This is a genomic window from Helicobacter sp. MIT 05-5294, assembly GCF_000765675.1.
Classification (GTDB): Bacteria; Campylobacterota; Campylobacteria; order Campylobacterales; family Helicobacteraceae; genus Helicobacter_D.
The window spans coordinates 46,642-67,605 of the sequence record NZ_JRPA02000002.1; the positions used below are offsets into that span (position 1 = coordinate 46,642).

A 20,964-nucleotide genomic window follows, 5' to 3' on the forward strand; every position below is an offset into this window, starting at 1 on the left:
TGCGGTAAGCGGAATTAAGGATTTCATTGCATTATTTCCTTGAAGACAACATTATAGATTGCCACGAGTTTTTAGTGAATCTCTCGCAATGACACAATGGCGACCTGCAATGATACTAGGCAACACGCATTTGTGGAATCTTGTAATAAAATGGCGATTTACGACATTCCTTTAAGTTCCGCTTCCTCTTCTTCAAGTGTTTTGATGATTTCTGCGTAAGTTTCTAAAGAAAGCTTGGCTTGTTCTGCGTCAATTTTGCCCATCACATAGCCGATATGAAGTAGCACATAATCGCCGATTTTGATTTCCTCATTCATCAAATCCAAACTTGCCTCACGCGTTACTCCAAGCGTATCAAGCATTGCGGTGTTGTTTGTAGAATCAATAGAAATGACTTTAGAAGGTATGGCAAGACACATAGTTTTTTTCCTTGTTTTGTTGTAAAAATTTGCAAAATTCGCGTTGGGATTCCACATCTTTAGAAGAAATTAGAAAAATCGGAATCTCTTTTTTGAGTTTTTCCAAATCCTCCTTGACTTGTGCGACTTTAAAGTTAAAAACATCTATCAAATCTGCTTTGGAAATAATCACTGCGTCGGCGCATAGGAAGATTGTAGGATATTTTAAGACTTTATCATCTCCCTCTGGTGTGGAGAGCAGCACGATATTCATATTTGCACCCAAATCATAACTTGCCGGACATACGAGATTGCCGACATTTTCTATAAAAATAAAATCCTTCAAATCTCCTTGTGCGCGTAAGATTCCTAATGCTTCTTGCACCATTAAAGCCTCTAGGTGGCACGCGTCCCCTGTGGTGATTTGGTGTGCATTGACGCCAAAAGTATTGAGGCGTGCCGCGTCGCGGTTGGTTTGCAAATCTCCCTCTATCACGCTAAATTCTAAGAGTTTGTGTTTGGCAAGATTCTCTAATAAAGTCGTTTTTCCACTGCCCGGAGAACTCATTAAATTAATAACAAAAAGATTGTCTTGCGCGTAAGTTTTGCGCAACTCCATTGCAACCTTGTCGTTTTTAGATAGAATCCTTTGTCCTATTTCAATGCTTCTTGTATTGCTTTGCGATTCCATTGCCAAATCCTTTTATTTTTGGCGCATTGTAGCTAAATTTAAAGAGAAATACAAAAGAAAATTTTGAAGTTTTAAACCGCAACTTATCACAAATTAGCTATATTTTAGTTTTAAATTTAAATTTTTATAAAGAGAAGTAAAATGATAGAAGTTTCAAAACAAGCCAATCTCCCAACGCAATTTGGGGATTTTAAAATCCAATCTTTTAGAGAAAAAAAGACCTTTGGAAATGAAACTTATGTGCTAGAACATTTAGTTTTAAGAACTACGGAGATTCCAGAGATTCCGCTTGTGCGTGTGCATTCTGAATGTCTAACAGGAGATGCGCTTTTAAGCCTTAAATGCGATTGTGGCGGCGAATTACACGCAGCATTGCAAAGAATCGCAAAGGAGCAGGGAATGTTGATTTATCTGCGTCAAGAGGGGCGCGGAATCGGGCTTTTTAATAAAGTTAATGCTTATGCTCTGCAAGATACAGGGCTAGACACGATTGAAGCGAATCTTGCTTTGGGATTCCAAGAAGATGAGCGTGATTATAAAATAGTCCAATTTATTTTTGATTATTACAAACTGCGTCAGATTCGTTTGCTGACCAACAATCCTGCTAAAATCAAGGCGTTTGAATCTATGATTGCCTTGCAAAGAGAGCCAATAATCGTGGAATGCAATGCGCACAATGCGCATTATTTGGAGGTTAAAAAAACCAAAATGGGACATTTACTTTAAGGAAAATTATGAAAACAAAAATCAGCTACGAAGAGGCAAAAGAGATTTTAGAATCCCAAAATATTGCGCCTTTATCAAAAGAACGCGTGTTTTTGCACGAAAGTTTGGGGCGTGTGTTAGCAGAGGATATTTTCGCTACACAAGATATGCCAGAAGTCGCGTGTTCTAATATGGACGGATATGCGGTTTATTCTAAGTTTTTGGGACTCCAAACACCTTTTGTGATTTTAGAAGAGAATCCCGCAGGAAACGCCAAAGAATGCGTGTTGCCACTTGATGCACCTTATGCGATTAAGACTTTCACGGGTGCTAGGATTCCACAAAATGCAGATGTTCTTGTGCCGCTTGAGCAAGTGCAAGTCGAAACAAAAGCGCAATCCCAGACCTTACATCTTTTGGAGATTCCAAAGGTTGGGCAATATATTAGAGAAAAGGGTGCGCATTATAAAAAAGGCGAGAATCTTCTCGCTAAAGGAATGCGGCTTAATGCGAATCATATCGGGCTTTTGGCGAGTTTGAATCGCGTGTTTGTGGAAGTTTATGAACGCGCCAAAGTCGGGATTCTAGTGAGTGGCAATGAATTGCTAGAGATTGGTGAAAATGCGCACGATGGGGCAAATATTTATAACGCTAATGGGCATTTGCTTGTCGCAAAAGTGCTTGAATGTGGCGGAATCCCAAAGCTTTATCCGATTCTAAAAGACCAAAAAGAACAGGTGGAAAATCGTGTCTCTTTGGCACTCCAAGAATGTGATTTGGTGGTAAGTAGCGGAGGGGCGAGTGTGGGGGATTATGATTTTATCACTGCATTTTGTAAGGAACACACGAGCGAAGTTGTGTTCAAAGGCGTTTCTATTAAGCCCGGACAGCATATATCCTATGCGCATTTTGGAGGTAAGCAATTCTTCGGTTTACCCGGATTTCCAAATTCTACTTTGGTAACCTTTGAGCTTTTTGTTAAGGAGATTTTGTTGCGTTTAAATGGAACGCATTTGCGCCAAATTATGCTAGAGATTCCATTAGTGCAAGATGTGAGTAAGACGGATTCGCGTTTGGAATTTCGCGTGTGCAATGTGCGTAATATCAAGGGAAAATGGACAATGGATTTTGAAGGCAAAAAAGACTTCCAAAGCGCGATTTTGAATAATTTTTGTCCGCTAGATTTTGCGTATAATGGATTATGTATTTTAGAAAATGCCAAAAAAGCAGGGGAGTTGGTGCAGGTGATTTTGTTGTAACTCTTTATGCGATTCCAGCGTGATTTACTCACATTTAGCAGATTCTAGGTAACAATTCCCCGCTTGGATAATCCAAAAATCTTCTTGCGCCAAAAGGCGTTTTTAGGATTACTTTTGCCGCATTTTCTGCGGTGGTATAACCAATTAATGCTGCGTTTTTTGCGCCTTTTTGATGGAGAATCTCTAAGGCTTTTTGTGCGTCTTCTTGTGCGACACATAGCACACACATTCCCTCATTGGCGAGATTATAGGCTTCAAAGCCGAGCAATTCGCAGATTCCGCGCACTTGTGGCAAAATAGGCAAACTCGCCTCTTCAATCTCTATGCCAATGTTTGAAGTATTTGCCCATTCGTTTAGCACACTTGCGATTCCGCCTCTTGTCGCATCACGCAAAGCATAGAGTTTGAGTTTAGCTTCAAAAAGGGGTTCAAGGATAGGATAAAGCAGGGTGCAGTCGCTTTGCAAATCGCTTTGCAATCCGATTCCCTCACGATTGGAATAAATCACCGCACCATGTGTGCCGATATTGCCACTAACCAAAATCGCGCAATCTTGCGGAATCCCAAATGCACTTAAACGCAAATGAGGATATAAAAACTCTCCTAGTGCGGTAGTTGTGATAAATATTTTATCCAAAGTGCCTTTGGGAAGCACTTTTGTATCCGCCGAAATGAGCTTCGCGCCACTTTCTTTTAGCGTGTTAGAAAAGGATTCTACAATGCGTTTTAAATCTGCAATCAAAAACCCCTCTTCAATCATAAAACTCGCACTTAAATAACGCGCCTTTGCTCCCATCATTGCGACATCATTGCAACTTCCACAAACGCAGAGTTTGCCAATATCTCCACCGGCAAAAAACAAAGGAGAGACGACATAGCCATCGGTGCTAATTGCGAATTTCTCTGCATTTTGGAGTGAGCCAATACCCGCGTCTTCGCCATTGCCTATTACACAACCTTCTAAAAGAGGACAAAAAAGCTCTGCAATAAGGCTTTGCGATTCTATACCGCCGCTTCCATGACTTAGCAAGATAGAATCCAAATTTGTTAAATGTTTCATAAAAACCCTCATAATCAAATTAGGTGTAGCGATAAGCCGAGTTCTGTTTATGTGGCTATTTATCTGGATTTTGTCTTGCAACAAAATTCTAGCGAAAGGTTCAAAATTTGGGATATTAACCATACCTTTCTTGCTGCGGATTGGGCTTGCAATACGAAGCAACTTGCGTTGCTTCTGGTGAGCTTTTACCTCGCCTTTTCACCCTTGCCATACCCCTTTGGGTGGGCGGTTTGTTTTCTGTTGCGCTTTCCCTTAGATTACTCTAGCCATTCTTTAAATGGAATCCTATCCCAATGCAGCTCGGACTTTCCTCTCTGTTTAGAGCAACCACTTGCTACACCTAAAAGGGATTGTAGCAAAAATGTAATAAAAAAGAGTTTTAAGTATGGAATCTTAAAAGAAGCACATAAAAAGCAAAGTTAAGGATTCCAACTTCAATGGTAGGTTTATTCACCTAAAAAACTTTTCAAAAATTCTTGATGCAATACAGGCGTAAATTCCAAAACTTGATGGGTCGCGACAGAATTGAGTGCGTAAGGATCGTTTTTAAAAAACTCTTCCGCATTTTCTCTGGAATCAAAAGTGCCAATTACGATTCCGCCAATTTTTGGATTCTGCGGTCCGCTTGCTAGGAGGTTACCACTCTCATAGCCTTTTTTCAAGAAAGCACGATGAGCGGGGAGAATCTCTTCAATTACATTCATAGGTTGGGTGTAGGTGATGAGAGTTACAAATAAATTTTTCATTGCATTTTTCCTTTAAAATTTTTATCAATTTCCTTGCCGTTTATCCAACAAAGCAAAACAAGATTTAGGAATCTTATCTAGGATTCCTAAATTATCTCTACATACCTTTTTTGGCGTCTTCTAGTCGTTGCTCATCAGAGATATTAGGAGCGAGATTGTCCCAACGCAACTTCGCGCCACCTAAGATATGGAAATGCAAATAAGGCACTTCTTGTCCGCCATCTACTCCGACATTGCTAATGATACGATAACCGCTTTTGTCTAAGTTCAAAGTGCGAGCGACTTCTTGAATAAAACTTGTAAAACCAGCCATTTCGCTAGGATTTAATTCCTGAAAGTCTTTGGCAAATTTCTTTGGAATCGCAAGAATATGCACGGGGGCTTTAGGGGAAATATCGTGAAATGCAAGGAAATCGTCGTTCTCTAACACTTTATTGCAGGGGATTTCACCTTTGATGATTTTTTCAAATATACTCATTTTTAAACCTTTTTAAAGTCATTTTTGAAATTTTACCTTATTTTCTCAATGGATTTACCTATAATTTTAAGAAAAGTAAATAAAACTTTACAATACAATCTCAAAATTATTTCATGAAAGTTGGGAAGAGAATGACAGAAATATTTTCTAAAATACAAAATGCGCAAACTACCGCAGAATTAGAGGAAATTCGTGTTTTAGTGATGGGCAAAAAGGGGAGTTTAACAGCAAGATTTGCTGCATTAAAATCTTGTCCAGAATCCGAAAAAAAGGCTTTGGCAAAGGAATTAAACACGCTCAAAATGGAGTTTGAAAAGGCTTTGGCGAACAAAAAAGAACAACTCGCGCTCAAAGAGCTTGAAGAAAAGCTAAGCGCAGAAAAAATTGATGTTTCGCTTTTTAGTTCAAGCTCACAAAAGGGCGCAAATCACCCTGTAATGTTGATGCTAGATAGAATCGTAGAATACTTTGTGGGAATGAATTTTTCTCTCAATGTCGGTCCTTTGGTTGAAGACGATTTTCATAATTTTGAAGCGTTAAATCTGCCCAAATATCACCCAGCAAGAGATATGCAGGATACTTTTTATTTCAAAGATGGCAAATTGCTGCGCACACACACTTCTCCTGTGCAAGTGCGCACAATGGAATCCCAAAAACCGCCCATTCGTATGATTTGCCCCGGAAGTGTGTTTCGGTGCGATTATGATTTGACGCATACTCCTATGTTTCATCAAGTAGAAGGGTTGGTTGTAGAAGAGGGCAAGGATTCTGTGAGCTTTGCGAATCTCAAATTTATTTTGGAAGATTTTTTGCGTTATATGTTTGGCGATGTTAAGGTGAGATTTCGTTCAAGCTTCTTTCCATTTACAGAACCGAGTGCAGAAGTGGATATGAGTTGTATTTTTTGCAAAGGTGCAGGTTGTCGTGTCTGCTCACATACAGGTTGGTTAGAAGTTTTGGGTTGTGGAGTTGTGCATAATAATGTATTTAAGGCAGTGGGTTATGAAAATGTGAGCGGATATGCTTTTGGGCTTGGTGTGGAGAGATTCGCAATGCTTATGTTTAGTGTGCCAGATTTACGGGCTTTCTTTGAAAGTGATTTAAGAATTTTGGAGCAATTTAAATGATTTTTACGCGCAGTATATTAAATCAAGTTTTATTAACAGAAAATGTCTCTTGTGAAGAGATTTGCAAAACCCTTAACAAAATAGGGCTAGAGGTGGAATCTTTCCAAAAAATCATTGCTCCTAACAAGGTGGTTGTGGGCAAGATTCTTGAATGCCAAAAGCACCCTGATGCAACCAAGCTCAATGTATGCAAAGTCGCAGTTGGTGGCGAAGATGGGGCTTTTGAAACGCGTCAAATTGTTTGCGGTGCGCCTAATGCAAGGGCGGGTATTTATGTCGCAGTCGCACTAGAGGGGGCAGAGTTACCACAAGTTACAATCCAAAAAGCCGTGCTTAGAGGTGTGGAGAGTTGCGGTATGTTGTGTTCTACCACAGAGCTTGGATTCCCAAAGGTTAATGATGGAATCGTAGAACTTGATTCTAGTATCGGCGAACTTGTGATTGGTAAAAATTTAAGCGAATATCCAAGCTTCAATGAAGAAGTGTTTGAAGTCTCCATCACACCTAATCGTGGGGATTGTATGAATTTGCTTGGAATCGCTAGAGACTTAAGCGTGGCGTTGAAGTTAGAACGCAAAGCAGTTTGTCTTATGCCAAAAATATCTGAAAATGCTCCCGGAATCGGGCGTGTGTTGCAAGTCGTAGCGAATGAAAAGAAACAAGCCTCCTTACTCTACAAAGTAATTGAAATTCAAACCTTTTCCTTGCCTTTAAATGTGGTTTTATTTTTGGCTTACAATGAGAAATTGGGCAATGATTGGCTAAGCAATGCGCTACACTTTGGGACACTCTTTAGCGGAGTGCTTTTGAATGCCTATCCGCAAAGCATTTGTCAGCTAGAAGATAAAAATGGCAAAATCGTGCTAAATCTGAAAAAAGACGCGCATGGGTTTGAATGTGTTTATCAAGAAGATAAAAAGCTCTCTATAATCGGCGTTAGTGGATATGAAAGTCTGCAACCAAAGTCAAAATTAGAAAACGAAAAAGAGTTTATTATTTTAGAAGCGAGTTATATCCCGCCAGAAGTGATTGCGCAAAAGGTGATGGAATCCAAGCTAAAAGTTGATGAGAAGATTTTTGCGTTTTCTTCACGCGGAAGCAATATGGATTTGAATCTTGGTTTATCTGTGCTTACAAATTTGCTTTTAAGCGGTGAAGCGGTGCTATATAATGACACACAAGAAGTTTTGAATCTTCCGACAAAAGAGCCAATCACCATAGAGATTCCATTGCTATCAAAAGTGATTGGTGTGGAGTTGGAAAAACTGCAAGTGATTAATATTTTAAAGGCGTTGGAGTTTAAAGTGGATCTTCCTAATGATGAGAAACTCTTAATTGCAACTCCGCCATTGTTTCGGCACGATGTTGTGGGATTCCAAGATATTGCAGAAGAGGTTATTCGTTTTGTGGGGATAGATAATGTTCCAAGTGCGCCTTTAAGATTTATCCAACAAGACCAAACAAACGAGGCTTTGAAGCTTTATCGCTACCGACGCAATCTTGCCAAAAAAGCCGTAAGCGTAGGATTTAATGAAGTCGTGCATTTCTTGTTTGAAAGCAAGGAAAAATTGCAACGCTATGGATTCCCTGTTTTGGAAAATCAATTAGAATTGCTCAATCCAATCACGCAAGATTTAAATACTTTGCGTAGCACTTTGCTAGTCGGGCTTGTGCGTGCAGCTGCACAGAATCGCAACAATGGATTCTCTGCTATTAGTTTTAGTGAAATTGGTATTGTTTATGATAAATGGCGTAACCAAAGCGAGAAAATGGCGTTTTTGCAAAGCGGATTATTAAGCGAGGAACTTTATCCCAATGCAAAGGGAATCAAGGGAGATTATTATGAGTTTTGTGATAGGATTGCGCGTGTGATAGGGGAGTTTAGTTTGGAATCCTTTAAAAGTGAAATTAGCTTATTTCATAGTGGGCAATGCGCAAAAGTCTTGCAAAATGGCAAGGAGATTGGAATCTTGGCTTCTTTGCATCCGCAAGTTGCATTGGAGTTTGGATTGGATTCTACTTATTTATGCGAAGTTTCTTTGGAGTCTATCAAAAACGCTTTGCCACAAGTCAAAATGTATTCTAAATTCCAAAAAGCACAGCGTGATTTAAGCGTGGTTTTGGATAGAGAGATTCCTTATTATAAGCTAAAAAATGCAATCCAAAGCTTGAAGATTCCGCATATTGTGAAGTTTTATCCGTTAGATGTTTATTATGATGAAGCCTTAGGTGATAAGTTGAGCTTGACGCTTCGTTTTGAATTGCAATCTGAAGTAAAAACACTAGAAGAAAAAGAGATTGAAGCGGCGATTCATCAAGTTTTAGAAATGCTTAAAGCGGATTTTAATGTGGAGTTACGATGAAATTAAAGGTTTTTAAATCACGCCAATTTACATTAGACACCGATAGAATTGCAGCGGATAAGTCTATTTCACATCGTTGCGCTATTTTTTCGCTTCTAAGTGATAAACCAAGCTTTGTGTGTAATTATTTAGAGGGTGAAGATACCTTAGATACCCTAAATATCGCCCAAAAGCTAGGTTTAAAGGTGCAAAGAGAGCAAGGCGGTTTGCGTTTGATTCCTCCATTGAAAATTGCCGAGCCTGATACGATTTTGTATTGTGGTAATGCGGGGACAGCGATTCGCCTTTATTTAGGGCTTTTGAGCGCACAACAAGGAATTTTTGTTCTAAGTGGCGATGAATATCTTAATAAGCGTCCGATGAAACGCGTAACCCAACCGCTAAAGAGCATAGGGGCGGAGATTATTGGGAGAGAAGAGGGGAATTTCGCTCCTTTGGTTGTATTGGGAAACGAAAAGCTTAAAAACTTTGATTATACAAGTAAGATTCCAAGTGCGCAAGTCAAATCCGCGATGATTTTAAGTGCGTTATTTGCGCAAGGAGATTCCCTCTATCGTGAGCCAGAGCTTAGCCGTGATCATAGTGAGAGAATCCTAAAGGGTATGGGTGCGCCCATAGAATCTAAGACTTTAGAAAATGGCACGATAGAGATTAAGATCCAATCTTTACAAGGAAGTAAGCTTGATTGCCTTGATATGGAGATTCCAGCAGACCCTTCTAGTGCATTTTTCTTTGCACTTGCAATCGCAATTACTCCCAATACGCAAGGAATCTTACGCAATGTTTTGCTGAATAAAACAAGAATAGAGGCTTTTAAAGTTTTGGAGCAAATGGGAGTGAAGATTCAATACAACCTTACTTCCGAAACCTATGAAAGCATAGGAGATATTGAAATTACAGCCCCTAGTTCTCTAAAAGCGGTGGAGGTGAGTCAAAATATCGCGTGGTTGATTGATGAGATTCCAGCAATCGCAATCGCAATGGCTTGTGCTAATGGAATCAGTCGTGTAACACAGGCAAAAGAATTGCGTGTTAAGGAGACAGACCGCATTTGCGCAGTGGTGGAGAATCTTAAGCTTTGTGGTATTGAAGCGAAGGAATTAGACGATGGGTTTGAGATTGTCGGGGGAGAGTTGCAAAGTGCGTGTGTGAAAAGCTTTGGCGATCATAGAATCGCAATGAGCTTTGCAATCGCAGGGCTTGTGTGTGGAATGGAGATTGAAAACGCGGAGTATATTAATGTTTCTTTCCCGAATTTCTTGGAGATTTTAGAATCCATCACTTCCATAGAGAGAAATTAAATGCGCGTGAAATTGGCTAAAAACTATGGATTTTGTTTTGGTGTAAGACGCGCAATTAAACTCGCAGAAAGCAAACCCAATGGCATTACTCTAGGCTCTTTGATTCATAATTCCAAAGAAATCAATCGCTTAAAAGAAAAGTTTAATGTGGTTGTGAATGAAAATATTGAGGAGATTCCACCCAATGCTGAAGTGATTATCCGCACTCATGGAATCCCAAAACAGGATTTGCAAAGACTAAAAGAAAAAACTTCCAAAATCACTGATGCGACTTGTCCTTTTGTAACCAAACCACAAGTGATTTGTGAAAAAATGAGCGCACAGGGTTATCAGATTATTATTTTTGGCGATATGAAGCACCCAGAAGTCAAGGGCGTGATGAGTTATTGTGAAAGCGACCCAATAGTGGTGGAAAGTTTGGAGGTTTTAAAATCCGCAAAACTCGCAGAAAAAGTCGCATTAATCTCACAAACAACCAAAAATATTGAATTGTTTTTAGAAATTGCTAACTATTTGATTCGTAATTGCTCCGAATGTAGAGTGTTTAATACGATTTGCAATGCGACATTTGATAATCAAGATTCTGCGCGGAATCTTGCAAAAGAAGTTGATGTAATGGTGATTGTGGGCGGGAAGAATTCCTCTAATACCAAGCAACTTTATAATATCTCTAAGGAGCATTGCGAGGATTGCTATTTGATTGAGGATTTTTTGGAGTTAAATCCATTATGGTTTGAAAATAAAAATTTGTGTGGAGTGAGCGCGGGAGCTTCAACGCCAAATTGGATTATTGAAAAAGTTGTAAAAACGATTGAAAATTATTAATTTTTATACTTTTAAAAGGCAAATTTTAATAAAATTGAAAGATTTTATTTTTAAAAAGGGCACAGATGGCTGTTGGAATTAACACACACGAGTTAGAAAAGATAGTGATTGACGAAAATGAAGATTTTGCTTCAATGTTTGAGCAATTTGAAAAGAGAGAGAGTGAGAGCGTTTCACAAGGTGAGATTGTAGCAATCAATAACGACCAAGTAATTATTGCGGTTTCTGGTGAGAAAAAAGAGGGCATTATTTCAATTGACGAAATTAAAGATGCAAAGGGTGAATTGTTATTTAAAGAGGGTGATTCGTTGCCGATTGTTATTGTTGGCAAACGCAATGAACAGCCAATTGTTTCTTATAAAAAAGCAATTCGTAGAGAAAAAGTGCGCCAATATATCAAAGATTTAGGCGAAGATTACAAAGATAAGATTGTAGAGGGCGTTGTAACAAGAAGAAACAAAGGCGGATATGTTGTTGAAAGTGAAGGTATAGAGTTTTTTATGCCAAAATTTGCAGCCGCTTTCAAAGAAGGTAGCAAGGTTGAGGGTAAAAAAATCAAAGCTTGTATCATCAATGTGAAGCCCGATGAAGATAGCATTGTGATTTCACGCAAACGACTTTTTGAGATTGAAAATACATTTAAAAAAGATGCGATTGACAATCTTCTTAAACAAGATGGAATCTTACAAGGCAAAGTCAAGAAGATTACGAGTTTTGGAATGTTTGTCGATGTAGAGGGCGTAGAGGGATTAGTGCATTATACAGAAATTAGCTACAAAGGACCTGTGAATCCTTCTAAGCTTTATAAGGAAGAAGACATTGTGCCTGTTAAAGTGCTAAACTACGACAAAGACAAGAGGCGCCTAGCACTTTCTATTAAGGCAACAACTGACGATCCTTGGAAAGAGATTGAGAACGAATTAGAAGTGGGCGATGCGATTAAAGTAACCGTGAGCAATATTGAACCCTATGGCGTGTTTGTGGATTTAGGAAACGACATTGAGGGATTCTTGCATATTTCTGAAATTTCCTGGAATAAAAACATTCAAAACCCTGAAGAGTTTTTAAAAGCAGGGCAAGAGATTGATGTTGAAGTGATTGAAATTGATACAAAAGATCGTCGTCTAAGAGTTTCTTTGAAAAAGCTACTTGATAAGCCTTTTGAGCAATTTGCTAAGAAACATAGAGAGGGAGAGGTTTTAAAAGGTGTGGTTGCAACGCTTACGGATTTTGGTGCTTTTGTTAAGCTAGATAATATTGATGGTTTGTTGCACAATGAAGATGCTTATTGGAATAAAAATGAGAAGTGCAAGGACTTGATGAAAGTGGGCGAGACGATTGAAGTAAAAATTGCCAAAATTGATAGAGAAAAAGAGCGCATTTCTTTAACAAGAAAGGGCTTGATTGCCTCACCTGTAGAGGAATTTGCTAAAAAATATTCTATGGACGATGCGGTTGTTGGAATCGTTAGAGATATTAAAGACTTTGGCGTGTTTATCAAGATTGACGACGAAATGGACGCTTTGATTCGCAACGAGGATTTACCACCGCTTAAAAAAGAAGAAGTCAAAGTCGGCGATAAAATTAATGGCGTGATTTCTTTGATTGACGCAGAAAACAATAGGATTCGTGTTTCTGTGCGCAGACTAGAAAGACAAAAAGAAAAAGCGAATCTTAAAAACTTCAATAGCAATACCAATGACAAAATGACTTTAGGGGATATTATTAAGGATCAAATCCAATAATTAAAGTAAAATAATATGCAAGCAAGAGTATTAATCGGAATCTTTTCTATTCTCACTTGCATTTTATTGTTTGTTTTGATTCGTGGTTATATTGAAGCAATGAATGTTTATTCTTTGCCCAAAGTCAGCCCTTACGAACTTGCCCAATTTGATAGCAATAAAACCAAACCGCTCGCGATGCCAGATTGGCTTGATAGATTGTCAGGACAAGATGAGCGTGAGTTTATTTACCCCGCTTCAGAAATGCAAGTCAAGTTACTTTTTGCAAATGAATTGAAACAATCTTCCAAAGAGATTTACAGGGTTTCAGTGGGTGTGATTAACGATTATCAATTTTTTTGCATTAATCAGGTTTTAGGGGCATACAATATAGAATATTCTTATTATAAAATTGGTGAGAATATTTCTCTTGTTGTTGCAACAGAAGACGAAAATTATCTTCGTAGTGTGCTAGAAAAGCTCAAGCACTATGAGATTCATTATACTTTATCTAAATCTTAACATAGGGAGAGTTTTTGATGTCAAAATATACAATTATTGTGTGCGACCACATTCATCAAAGTGGTTTGGATTTGTTGGCAAAGGATACAGAAGTAGAAATGCTAAATTTAGCGAGTTTGCCTAAAGATGAGCTAAAAAAGGAGCTGCATAAGGCAGATGTAGCCATTACGAGAAGTTCTACTGATGTTGATGAAAGCTTTTTGGAATCCGCTACAAAATTGCGCGCAGTTGTGCGTGCAGGGGTTGGCGTGGATAATGTAGATATTGAAAACTCTAGCAAAAAAGGCGTGGTGGTAATGAATGTCCCAACTGCCAATACAATTGCCGCGGTGGAGCTGACTTGCGCACATATCTTAAGTGCGATTCGTAGATTCCCAGAGGCGAATGCCCAGCTCAAAGTGGAGCGTAAGTGGAAAAGGGAAGATTGGTATGGCACAGAGCTAAAAGATAAGAAGCTTGGAATTATCGGCTTTGGTAATATTGGGAGCAGAGTAGGGAAGCGTATGAAAGCCTTTGAAATGGAAGTGATTGCCTATGACCCTTACATTAATCCCGCCAAAGCCACAGACGCAGGAATCGCATATACAAGAAATTTTGATGATATTTTAAGCTGTGATATTATTACGATTCACACACCAAAAAACAAAGAAACAATCAATATCATTGATAAAGCGCAAATTGCCAAAATGAAAGAGGGCGTGATTTTGATTAACTGCGCACGCGGCGGTTTGTATAATGAAGATGCCTTGTATGAGGCGTTAAGTTCAGGTAAAATTCGTTTTGCGGGGATTGATGTTTTCACAAAAGAGCCGGGAAATACGAATAAATTGTTGGATTTAAAAAATATTTATGTAACTCCACATATTGGCGCAAACACTTTAGAATCTCAAGAAAAGATTGCGATTCAAGCTGCACTTGCCGCATTAGAAGCAGCACGTGGCTCAAGCTTCCCTAATGCTTTGAATTTGCCTATTAAAGAAAATGAATTGCCAAGTTTCATGAAAGCTTATTTGGAGCTTGTGCAAAAAATGGCGTTTTTTGCGATTCAAATTAACAAGGACGAAGTGCGTTCAATTACTCTAGAGGCAGAGGGAGAAGTGCGAGACTATCTCTCATCACTTTCAACTTTTGCTTTGGTTGGAATCCTAAATGCGACCATTGGGGATAAAGTGAATTATGTCAATGCTCCTTATGTGGCAAAAGAACGAGGCATTGAAGTGAAGTTAGAGGGCAAGGAATCCCAAAGTGTTTATAAAAATCAAATTAAACTAACTTTGCTTACTCAAAATGGCGAATTTAGCGTAAGCGGAGCGGTATTTAATGAAGATACGCCTAAAATTGTAAATATTAATAACTTTGCCCTAGATATTGAACCAAAAGGCAAGATGATTCTCTTTAGAAACGATGATACTCCGGGCGTGATTGGATTTGTCGGCACAACTTTGGCAAAACACAATATTAACATTGCTGATTTTCGTTTGGGACGCTATGGCAAAGAGGCTTTGGCATTGATTGTAGTAGATGACGCAGTCTCCCAAGAAGTGTTAAATGAGCTTGCAAGTTTGGAAGCTTGTATTTCTGTTAAATATGCGGTGTTGTGAAACATAGGGTGTTTGTGGCATATGTGAATTATGAAGAGTTGGGTATTTAGGACTTTTTAGAATATCACAATAAAATTCTCTAGTTTTTATACTTCTAATGAGACGCAAATGGCTTATTGCGCATTCATAGCCAACATAAAGTTGGCTATGATTTGCCAACACATTTTGCAAGATAGCAAAGCTGATAAAATGTGCGTTATATTAGTGATTTATTCATTCTTACACTTATGATTTAAAAATTAAGAAAAATTTTATAATAGAGACCCCAAGGGCGAGATTTTGGTATATCCTTTGCAAAAATAAAAAGCAATGTGGAATCTTGAAATGCAAATGAGGGTTAATAATGAGAGATTTAAGCTAAAATTTATCTAAAAAATGCCCCCCCCCCCCCCCTAAATAATATGTTATAATCTCGCTCTCTAATGCGTGTGTCAAGGAGCAAGAAATGGCGATGGAATTTGAAATAGAAGAATCCAAGATTATCAAGGGCGTTTATATCATCACTCCTAATAAATTTAGTGATTTAAGAGGTGATATTTGGACGGCATGGACGAAAAAACACTTGGGTGATTTGCTTCCATTGGATTTCGTGCTAGATAAATTTACTTTTTCACATTTTAATGTTTTGCGCGGGATTCATGGTGACCATAAGTCATGGAAGCTTGTTACTTGCGCGTATGGCGAGATTCTTCAGGTTGTGGTGGATTGCAGAAAAGACAGCCCAACTTATCTAAAATGGCAAAGTTGGGACATCTCATCAGAAAACCAAAAGCTAATTCTTCTCCCACCAAATATGGGCAATGCTTGTTATGTGAAATCTAAAAATGGCGCATTGTATTTTTATAAATGGGCTTATGAAGGAGAGTATGTTGATGCTAAAGACCAATTTACTTATGCTTGGAATGATGAGAGAATCGGTATAGATTGGGGAGTTAGTAATCCTATTTTATCGGAAAGAGATATATTAGTTGCAAAGGAAAACAATGAATAAAGATTCTAAAATTTATGTCGCAGGGCATAGAGGCACAGCTGGAAGTGCTTTGCTAGAAGTGTTATCACAGCAAGGCTTTGAAAATATTATCACTAGAACTCACATAGAGCTTGACTTGATAAATCAAGAACAAGTCGCAGAGTTTTTCGCGCAAGAGAAGCCTGAATATGTGTTTTTGTGTGCAGTGTTACCTTGTGGTGCTGCGAATGTCGCACAAAGGGGGGATTTCCTCTATGAAAATATAATGATGCAAAACAATATTATTCATTCTAGTTTTCTAAATAATGTAAAAAAACTTATTTGCTATGGTTCGGGCTATATGTATCCAGAGAGCGCGAAGAATCCGCTTAAAGAGGAATATTTGTTTAGCGGTGAGTTGGAATGGGGTGCAACCTCTTTTGGTGTGGCAAAGATTGCAGGGGCTGTGCTTTGCGAATCCTATAATATTCAATATGGCACAAATTTCTTATGTCTCGCACTGAATAATCTCTATGGAACAAGGGCGAATTTTGACTTTGCCAAATCTAGGGTTTTACCTGCATTGCTTAGAAAGTTTCATTTGGCAAAACTCCTAAGAGAGGGCAGAGAGAAAGAGATTCTGCAAGAACTACAAGTTCAGAATTTTAAAGATGCTAAAGAATATCTGGAAAAATTTGGAATTAGTGAAAAAAGCGTAGAGATTTGGGGGACGGGCGAGGTAAGAAGAGAGTTTTTACATAGTTTTGATTTGGCAGATGCGAGTATTTTTGTAATGCAAAATGTAGATTTTAAAGATTTACATAATGGTGGCAAACAAATTAGAAATACGCATATTAATGTCGGCACTGGGGTGGATTATACGATTAGAGAAGTTGCTTTAATGGTGAAAGGAATTGTAGGGTTTGAGGGGGATTTGAAGTTTAACCCAAGCAAACCTGATAGTTCTATGGATAGACTTATGGATATTTCTAGGATTCAAAAACTAGGGTGGAATCCACAAATTTCGCTAGAAAAAGGAATCCAAATGATGTATCAATGGTATCAAAATACGCATTCTAACACCTCTGCGGGGGGGGGGGGCTTTTTAAGTGCTAAAAGTGGTTGCGCAAATGATGAAATTGCAGAATCAAAGTCAAATCAACTTATGGATTGTCGCGATTCTGCTATCACAGAATCTTGCAATGATAACCATAGTGCAGTGGGCGCAAATAATCCTTGCTTTATTCTCAAGGAGGTGCGCTATGCTTAAGAATGCTAAAATCTATGTCGCAGGGCATAGGGGGCTTGTAGGTAGTGCAATCGTCCGAGAACTCCAAAGACAAGGTTATCAAAACTTAATTTTAAAAACTCACGCAGAGTTAGATTTGACAAACCAAAAAGCAGTCGCAGAGTTTTTCGCACAAGAAAAGCCAGAATATGTGTTTTTAGCAGCTGCATTTGTGGGGGGAATGTTAGCGCAGCTGAAATTTAGAAGCAATTTTTTATATGAAAATTTAATGATGCAAAACAATGTGATTCATCAAGCTTATTTAAATGGGGTAAAGAAACTAATCTTTTTAGGCTCTCTTTGTGTTTATCCCGAGCATACAAGTTTGCCAATCCAAGAAGATTCTATGCTTAATGGATATTTGCAACCCAACAACGAGCCTTATGGAATCGCAAAAATCGCAGGAAGTAAGATGTGTGAATTGTATTCTAAATCTTATGATCTAGATTTTATTCCTATTATGCCTTGTAGCGTTTATGGGATTGAAGATAATTTTGACATAGAAACTTCCCATGTCCAAGCGGCAATTTTTAGAAAAATCTATTTGGCGACTTGTTTGCAAAATAGAGAGGATTCCACACTGATAAGTGACTTAAAAATGCAAAGCAAAAGTGAAGCAATAGAATATCTGAAAAGTTTAAACATAACCGCAGATGAAGTGCAGTTGTTAGGTGATGGGACGCCACAAAGAGAGTTTTTATATAGTGATGATTTAGCAAGATCTTGTGTGTATTTGGCGCAAAACATTAGATTTGCACAAATTGATAATGCAAGTGCAAAAAATGCAAATATCAATGTAGGAACGGGCGAAATGGTGTCCATTAAAGAGTTAGCAGAAGTGATTGCCAGAGTCGTAGGGTTTAAAGGCAAAATTAGTTTTCAAAGTGACTTCAATCAAGCAGGGAACAACGGAACAGCGAAGAAGCTTGCAAGTTTAGAAAAAATCCATGCACTTGGTTGGAGAGCTGAAATTAGTTTAAAAGATGGAATCCAAATGATGTATGAATGGTATGTTAAACAAAATACGGCAAGGAGGTGAAAGTGTAGCTATTTTTAGGGTTTTTTTAGGTTAAATTTTAGAAGGTTTATAAACAAACAATTCATAAGAAGGAGAAAAAATGATGAATTATTCCTTAGCCTCATCGACTTGGGATTCTAAAGAATTACAAGCAATTCAAGGGGTGATTGAGAGTGATATTTTTACAATGGGTAAAAAAGTAGCGGAGTTTGAGAAAGATTTCGCAAGTTTTGTGGGTTCTCAATATGCTGTGATGACAAGTTCGGGTTCTACGGCAAATCTGATTGCCACTGCCGCGCTATTTTACACAAAGAATCCTAAGCTTAAAAGAGGAGATGAGGTAATTGTCCCAGCAGTTTCTTGGAGTACGACTTATTATCCGCTTTATCAATATGGCTTGAAATTAAAGTTTGTAGATATTGATTTGCATACATTAAACTATGATTTAAATGCGCTCGAAGAAGCAATTAGTGAAAAGACAAAAATGATAATGTGTGTGAATTTGCTTGGCAATCCAAATGATTTTAATGCAATTAACCAAATGGTTAAGGGCAAAAACATCTTGTTATTAGAAGATAATTGCGAATCTATGGGGGCAGAATTTGAAGGTAAACAAGCGGGAACTTTTGGGATTATGGGGACATTTTCCACCTTTTATTCTCATCATATGGCAACAATGGAAGGCGGATTTGTCGTAACTGATGATGAGGAACTTTATCATATTTTGCTTTGTCTTCGTGCGCATGGTTGGACGAGAAATTTACCTAAAGACAATAAAGTAGCACCCAAGAGTGATGATTGGTTTAGCGAATCGTTTCGTTTTGTGCTACCCGGATATAATGTGCGCCCTGTGGAAATGAGCGGAGCAATCGGGGTTGAACAGCTTAAAAAGCTTCCGAATTTTTTAAAACATCGCAGAGAAAATGCGAATCTCTTTTGTGAATATTTTAAGAATCACCCAGATTTTATTGTTCAAAAAGAGATTGGGTCAAGCTCTTGGTTTGGATTTTCTTTGGTAATTAAACCGGATTCCAGACTCAAAAGGAAAGAGATTATCAAAATGTTAGAAGAAAATAAAATTGAATACCGCCCGATTGCGACAGGGGATTTTACGCAAAATGAAGTGATTAAGTATTTTGATTACGAAATTTTTGGCGAATTAAAAAATGCAAAGTATATCCAAGAGAAAGGATTTTTTGTAGGGAATCACCAAGTAGATATTAGCAAACAAATCCATTTGCTTGCTAAAGTGCTGCGGGGGGGGGGGCTTTTAGTAGCTAATAACCCTGCTTATTATGCAGCCAATTCAAAGGCTGCATAATGGCAATGGAATTTGAAATAGAAGAATCTGAGATTATCAGGGGCGTTTATATCATCACTCCTAATAAATTTAGTGATTTAAGAGGTGATATTTGGACGGCTTTTACGCAGGAGCTTTTAGGGGATTTAGCGCAAGGATTAAGATTTAAGCATGATAAATTCATTAATTCGCATTTTAATGTTTTGCGTGGAATCCATGGAGATGAAAAGACTTGGAAGTTGGTTACTTGTGTTTATGGGGAAGTGCGTCAAGTAGCGGTAGATTGCAGAAAGGATAGCCCGACTTATCTAAAGTGGCAGAGTTGGGACATTTCACCCGCAGACCAAAAGTTGATTTTACTTCCTCCAAATATGGGCAATGCGCATTATGTGCGCTCAAAAGAAGCCGTGTATTACTATAAACTCGCCTATGATGGGGAATATTTGGATGCTCCTAATCAATTCACTTATGCGTGGAATGATGAGAGAATCGGTGTAGATTGGGGGGTTAGCAATCCTGTTTTGTCAGAGCGAGATATTCTAGTAATGAGGCAGAAATAATTGTAAGGTAAAAAATGAAAACAACAGCATTGATTACAGGTTTTACAGGACAAGTTGGTTCGCAAATGGCGGATTTCTTACTTGCAAACACTGATTGGGAAATTATCGGCTTAATGCGTTGGCAAGAAAGTATGGATAATATCTATCATTTAAGTGATAGAATCAACAAGAAAGATAGAATCAGTATTTTTTATGGGGATTTGAACGACTATTCAAGTTTGCAAAAGCTTTTTGAAAGTAAAAAGCCTGATTTTATCTTTCATCTAGCGGCGCAAAGTTTCCCTAAAACTTCTTTTGAAATTCCGCTTGAAACTCTACAAACCAACATTATTGGCACAGCAAATATTCTAGAAAATATTAGAATCCTCAAACAAAAAGAGGGTTACAGCCCTGTGGTGCATGTTTGCTCTTCAAGTGAAGTTTATGGTAGAGCAAAAGTAGGGATAAAGTTAAACGAAGAAACGCCATTCCACGGCGCAAGTCCTTATAGTATTAGTAAGATTGGCACAGATTATTTAGGGCGATTCTATGGAGAGGCTTATGGAATCCGCACTTTTGTAACGCGTATGGGGACGCATAGCGGTCCAAGACGCAGTGATGTGTTTTTTGAAAGCACGGTGGCAAAGCAAATTGCGCTGATTGAAGCGGGTTATCAAGAGCCGATTATCAAAGTAGGGAATCTTGAGAGCACACGCACTTTTCAAGATTGTAGAGACGCGATTCGCGCGTATTATCTTTTAGCATTAGAATGTCAAAAAGGTAAGATTCCTAATGGAGAAGCTTTTAATATCGCAGGAGAAGAGGCGTTTAAGCTTCCTGAAGTGATAGAGATTCTGCTAGGTTTTAGCACAAGAAAAGATATTCAAGTGCAAACAGATAGTGAAAGATTCCGCCCCATAGACGCAGACTATCAGATGTTTGATAATACGAAAATTAAAAGTTTTATTGATTGGAAACCAGAGATTCCGGCTAGGAAGATGTTTGAAGACTTGCTAAACCATTGGCGAGAGGAAATTTCTCGCGGAAGAATCCCATTAAATAGGTAACAA

General features: G+C 38.3%; 20 protein-coding genes and 1 other RNA gene. 15 read left to right on the top strand and 6 right to left on the bottom strand.

Annotation, left to right across the window (positions count from 1 at the left end):
• Nucleotides 1–158: 158 nt before the first annotated feature.
• Both LS69_RS01545 and hypB read right to left on the bottom strand, forming a co-directional pair.
• Nucleotides 159–419: a HypC/HybG/HupF family hydrogenase formation chaperone gene (locus LS69_RS01545; protein WP_138121641.1), complete on the bottom strand. Its 261-nt coding sequence runs from the start codon at nt 417–419 to the stop codon at nt 159–161.
• A complete protein-coding gene (hypB, locus tag LS69_RS01550; RefSeq protein WP_138121642.1) occupies nt 397–1,089 on the bottom strand; it encodes a hydrogenase nickel incorporation protein HypB in 693 nt (230 codons plus the stop codon). The genes LS69_RS01545 and hypB overlap by 23 nt, the downstream gene beginning before the upstream one ends.
• 141 nt (nt 1,090–1,230) lie before the next feature.
• On the opposite strand from hypB, the gene ribA reads away from it, so the two are divergent.
• The gene (gene ribA / locus LS69_RS01555) at nt 1,231–1,815 is read left to right on the top strand and encodes a GTP cyclohydrolase II (protein ID WP_138121643.1); all 585 of its coding nucleotides are present in this window, start codon (nt 1,231–1,233) and stop codon (nt 1,813–1,815) included.
• An 8-nt stretch (nt 1,816–1,823) separates the two neighbouring features.
• Nucleotides 1,824–3,053: a molybdopterin molybdotransferase MoeA gene (locus LS69_RS01560; RefSeq protein WP_138121644.1), complete on the top strand. Its 1,230-nt coding sequence runs from the start codon at nt 1,824–1,826 to the stop codon at nt 3,051–3,053.
• Between the two features lie 34 nt (nt 3,054–3,087).
• Here LS69_RS01560 and hypE read toward each other — a convergent pair whose 3' ends face one another.
• The 4 genes from hypE to LS69_RS01580 all read right to left on the bottom strand — a co-directional run bounded on the left by hypE (nt 3,088) and on the right by LS69_RS01580 (nt 5,337).
• Entirely contained in the window at nt 3,088–4,113 is a 1,026-nt protein-coding gene (hypE, locus tag LS69_RS01565) for a hydrogenase expression/formation protein HypE (protein ID WP_138121645.1), read from the bottom strand.
• Nucleotides 4,114–4,129: 16 nt separating this feature from the next.
• Nucleotides 4,130–4,456: RNase P RNA component class A (rnpB, locus tag LS69_RS01570), an RNA gene on the bottom strand.
• Nucleotides 4,457–4,559: 103 nt separating this feature from the next.
• The gene (locus LS69_RS01575) at nt 4,560–4,859 is read right to left on the bottom strand and encodes a YciI family protein (RefSeq protein WP_138121646.1); all 300 of its coding nucleotides are present in this window, start codon (nt 4,857–4,859) and stop codon (nt 4,560–4,562) included.
• Between the two features lie 97 nt (nt 4,860–4,956).
• A complete protein-coding gene (locus LS69_RS01580) occupies nt 4,957–5,337 on the bottom strand; it encodes a histidine triad nucleotide-binding protein (RefSeq protein WP_138121647.1) in 381 nt (126 codons plus the stop codon).
• A 131-nt stretch (nt 5,338–5,468) separates the two neighbouring features.
• Between LS69_RS01580 and pheS the strand changes: the two genes are divergently transcribed.
• The 13 genes from pheS to LS69_RS01645 all read left to right on the top strand — a co-directional run bounded on the left by pheS (nt 5,469) and on the right by LS69_RS01645 (nt 20,961).
• Entirely contained in the window at nt 5,469–6,464 is a 996-nt protein-coding gene (pheS, locus tag LS69_RS01585; protein ID WP_138121648.1) for a phenylalanine--tRNA ligase subunit alpha, read from the top strand.
• Complete coding sequence (pheT, locus tag LS69_RS01590; protein ID WP_138121649.1) at nt 6,461–8,827, top strand: phenylalanine--tRNA ligase subunit beta; 2,367 nt, start codon at nt 6,461–6,463, stop codon at nt 8,825–8,827. Before pheS ends, pheT begins: the two co-directional genes overlap by 4 nt.
• A complete protein-coding gene (gene aroA, locus LS69_RS01595) occupies nt 8,824–10,128 on the top strand; it encodes a 3-phosphoshikimate 1-carboxyvinyltransferase (RefSeq protein ID WP_138121650.1) in 1,305 nt (434 codons plus the stop codon). The genes pheT and aroA overlap by 4 nt, the downstream gene beginning before the upstream one ends.
• Complete coding sequence (locus LS69_RS01600) at nt 10,129–10,953, top strand: 4-hydroxy-3-methylbut-2-enyl diphosphate reductase (RefSeq protein WP_138121651.1); 825 nt, start codon at nt 10,129–10,131, stop codon at nt 10,951–10,953.
• Between the two features lie 65 nt (nt 10,954–11,018).
• The gene (locus LS69_RS01605; protein WP_138121652.1) at nt 11,019–12,698 is read left to right on the top strand and encodes a 30S ribosomal protein S1; all 1,680 of its coding nucleotides are present in this window, start codon (nt 11,019–11,021) and stop codon (nt 12,696–12,698) included.
• Between the two features lie 15 nt (nt 12,699–12,713).
• Nucleotides 12,714–13,199 carry a hypothetical protein gene (locus LS69_RS01610; RefSeq protein ID WP_138121653.1) on the top strand — a complete coding sequence of 162 codons (486 nt, stop codon included), beginning with the start codon at nt 12,714–12,716 and terminating at the stop codon, nt 13,197–13,199.
• A gap of 17 nt (nt 13,200–13,216) precedes the next feature.
• Nucleotides 13,217–14,800: a phosphoglycerate dehydrogenase gene (gene serA / locus LS69_RS01615; RefSeq protein ID WP_138121654.1), complete on the top strand. Its 1,584-nt coding sequence runs from the start codon at nt 13,217–13,219 to the stop codon at nt 14,798–14,800.
• A 445-nt stretch (nt 14,801–15,245) separates the two neighbouring features.
• Nucleotides 15,246–15,791, top strand: coding sequence for a dTDP-4-dehydrorhamnose 3,5-epimerase family protein (locus tag LS69_RS01620; protein ID WP_138121655.1), 546 nt, complete (start codon nt 15,246–15,248; stop codon nt 15,789–15,791).
• Nucleotides 15,784–17,019, top strand: coding sequence for a GDP-L-fucose synthase (locus LS69_RS01625; protein WP_138121656.1), 1,236 nt, complete (start codon nt 15,784–15,786; stop codon nt 17,017–17,019). The genes LS69_RS01620 and LS69_RS01625 overlap by 8 nt, the downstream gene beginning before the upstream one ends.
• Nucleotides 17,012–18,076 carry a GDP-L-fucose synthase gene (locus LS69_RS01630; RefSeq protein WP_138121657.1) on the top strand — a complete coding sequence of 355 codons (1,065 nt, stop codon included), beginning with the start codon at nt 17,012–17,014 and terminating at the stop codon, nt 18,074–18,076. The genes LS69_RS01625 and LS69_RS01630 overlap by 8 nt, the downstream gene beginning before the upstream one ends.
• A 79-nt stretch (nt 18,077–18,155) precedes the next feature.
• Complete coding sequence (locus tag LS69_RS01635; RefSeq protein WP_138121658.1) at nt 18,156–19,376, top strand: DegT/DnrJ/EryC1/StrS family aminotransferase; 1,221 nt, start codon at nt 18,156–18,158, stop codon at nt 19,374–19,376.
• Nucleotides 19,376–19,915 (top strand): dTDP-4-dehydrorhamnose 3,5-epimerase family protein, encoded by a 540-nt coding sequence (locus LS69_RS01640; protein ID WP_138121659.1) that lies wholly within the window; start codon nt 19,376–19,378, stop codon nt 19,913–19,915. The genes LS69_RS01635 and LS69_RS01640 overlap by 1 nt, the downstream gene beginning before the upstream one ends.
• A 14-nt stretch (nt 19,916–19,929) precedes the next feature.
• Entirely contained in the window at nt 19,930–20,961 is a 1,032-nt protein-coding gene (locus tag LS69_RS01645) for a GDP-mannose 4,6-dehydratase (RefSeq protein WP_138121660.1), read from the top strand.
• Nucleotides 20,962–20,964 lie beyond the last annotated feature (3 nt).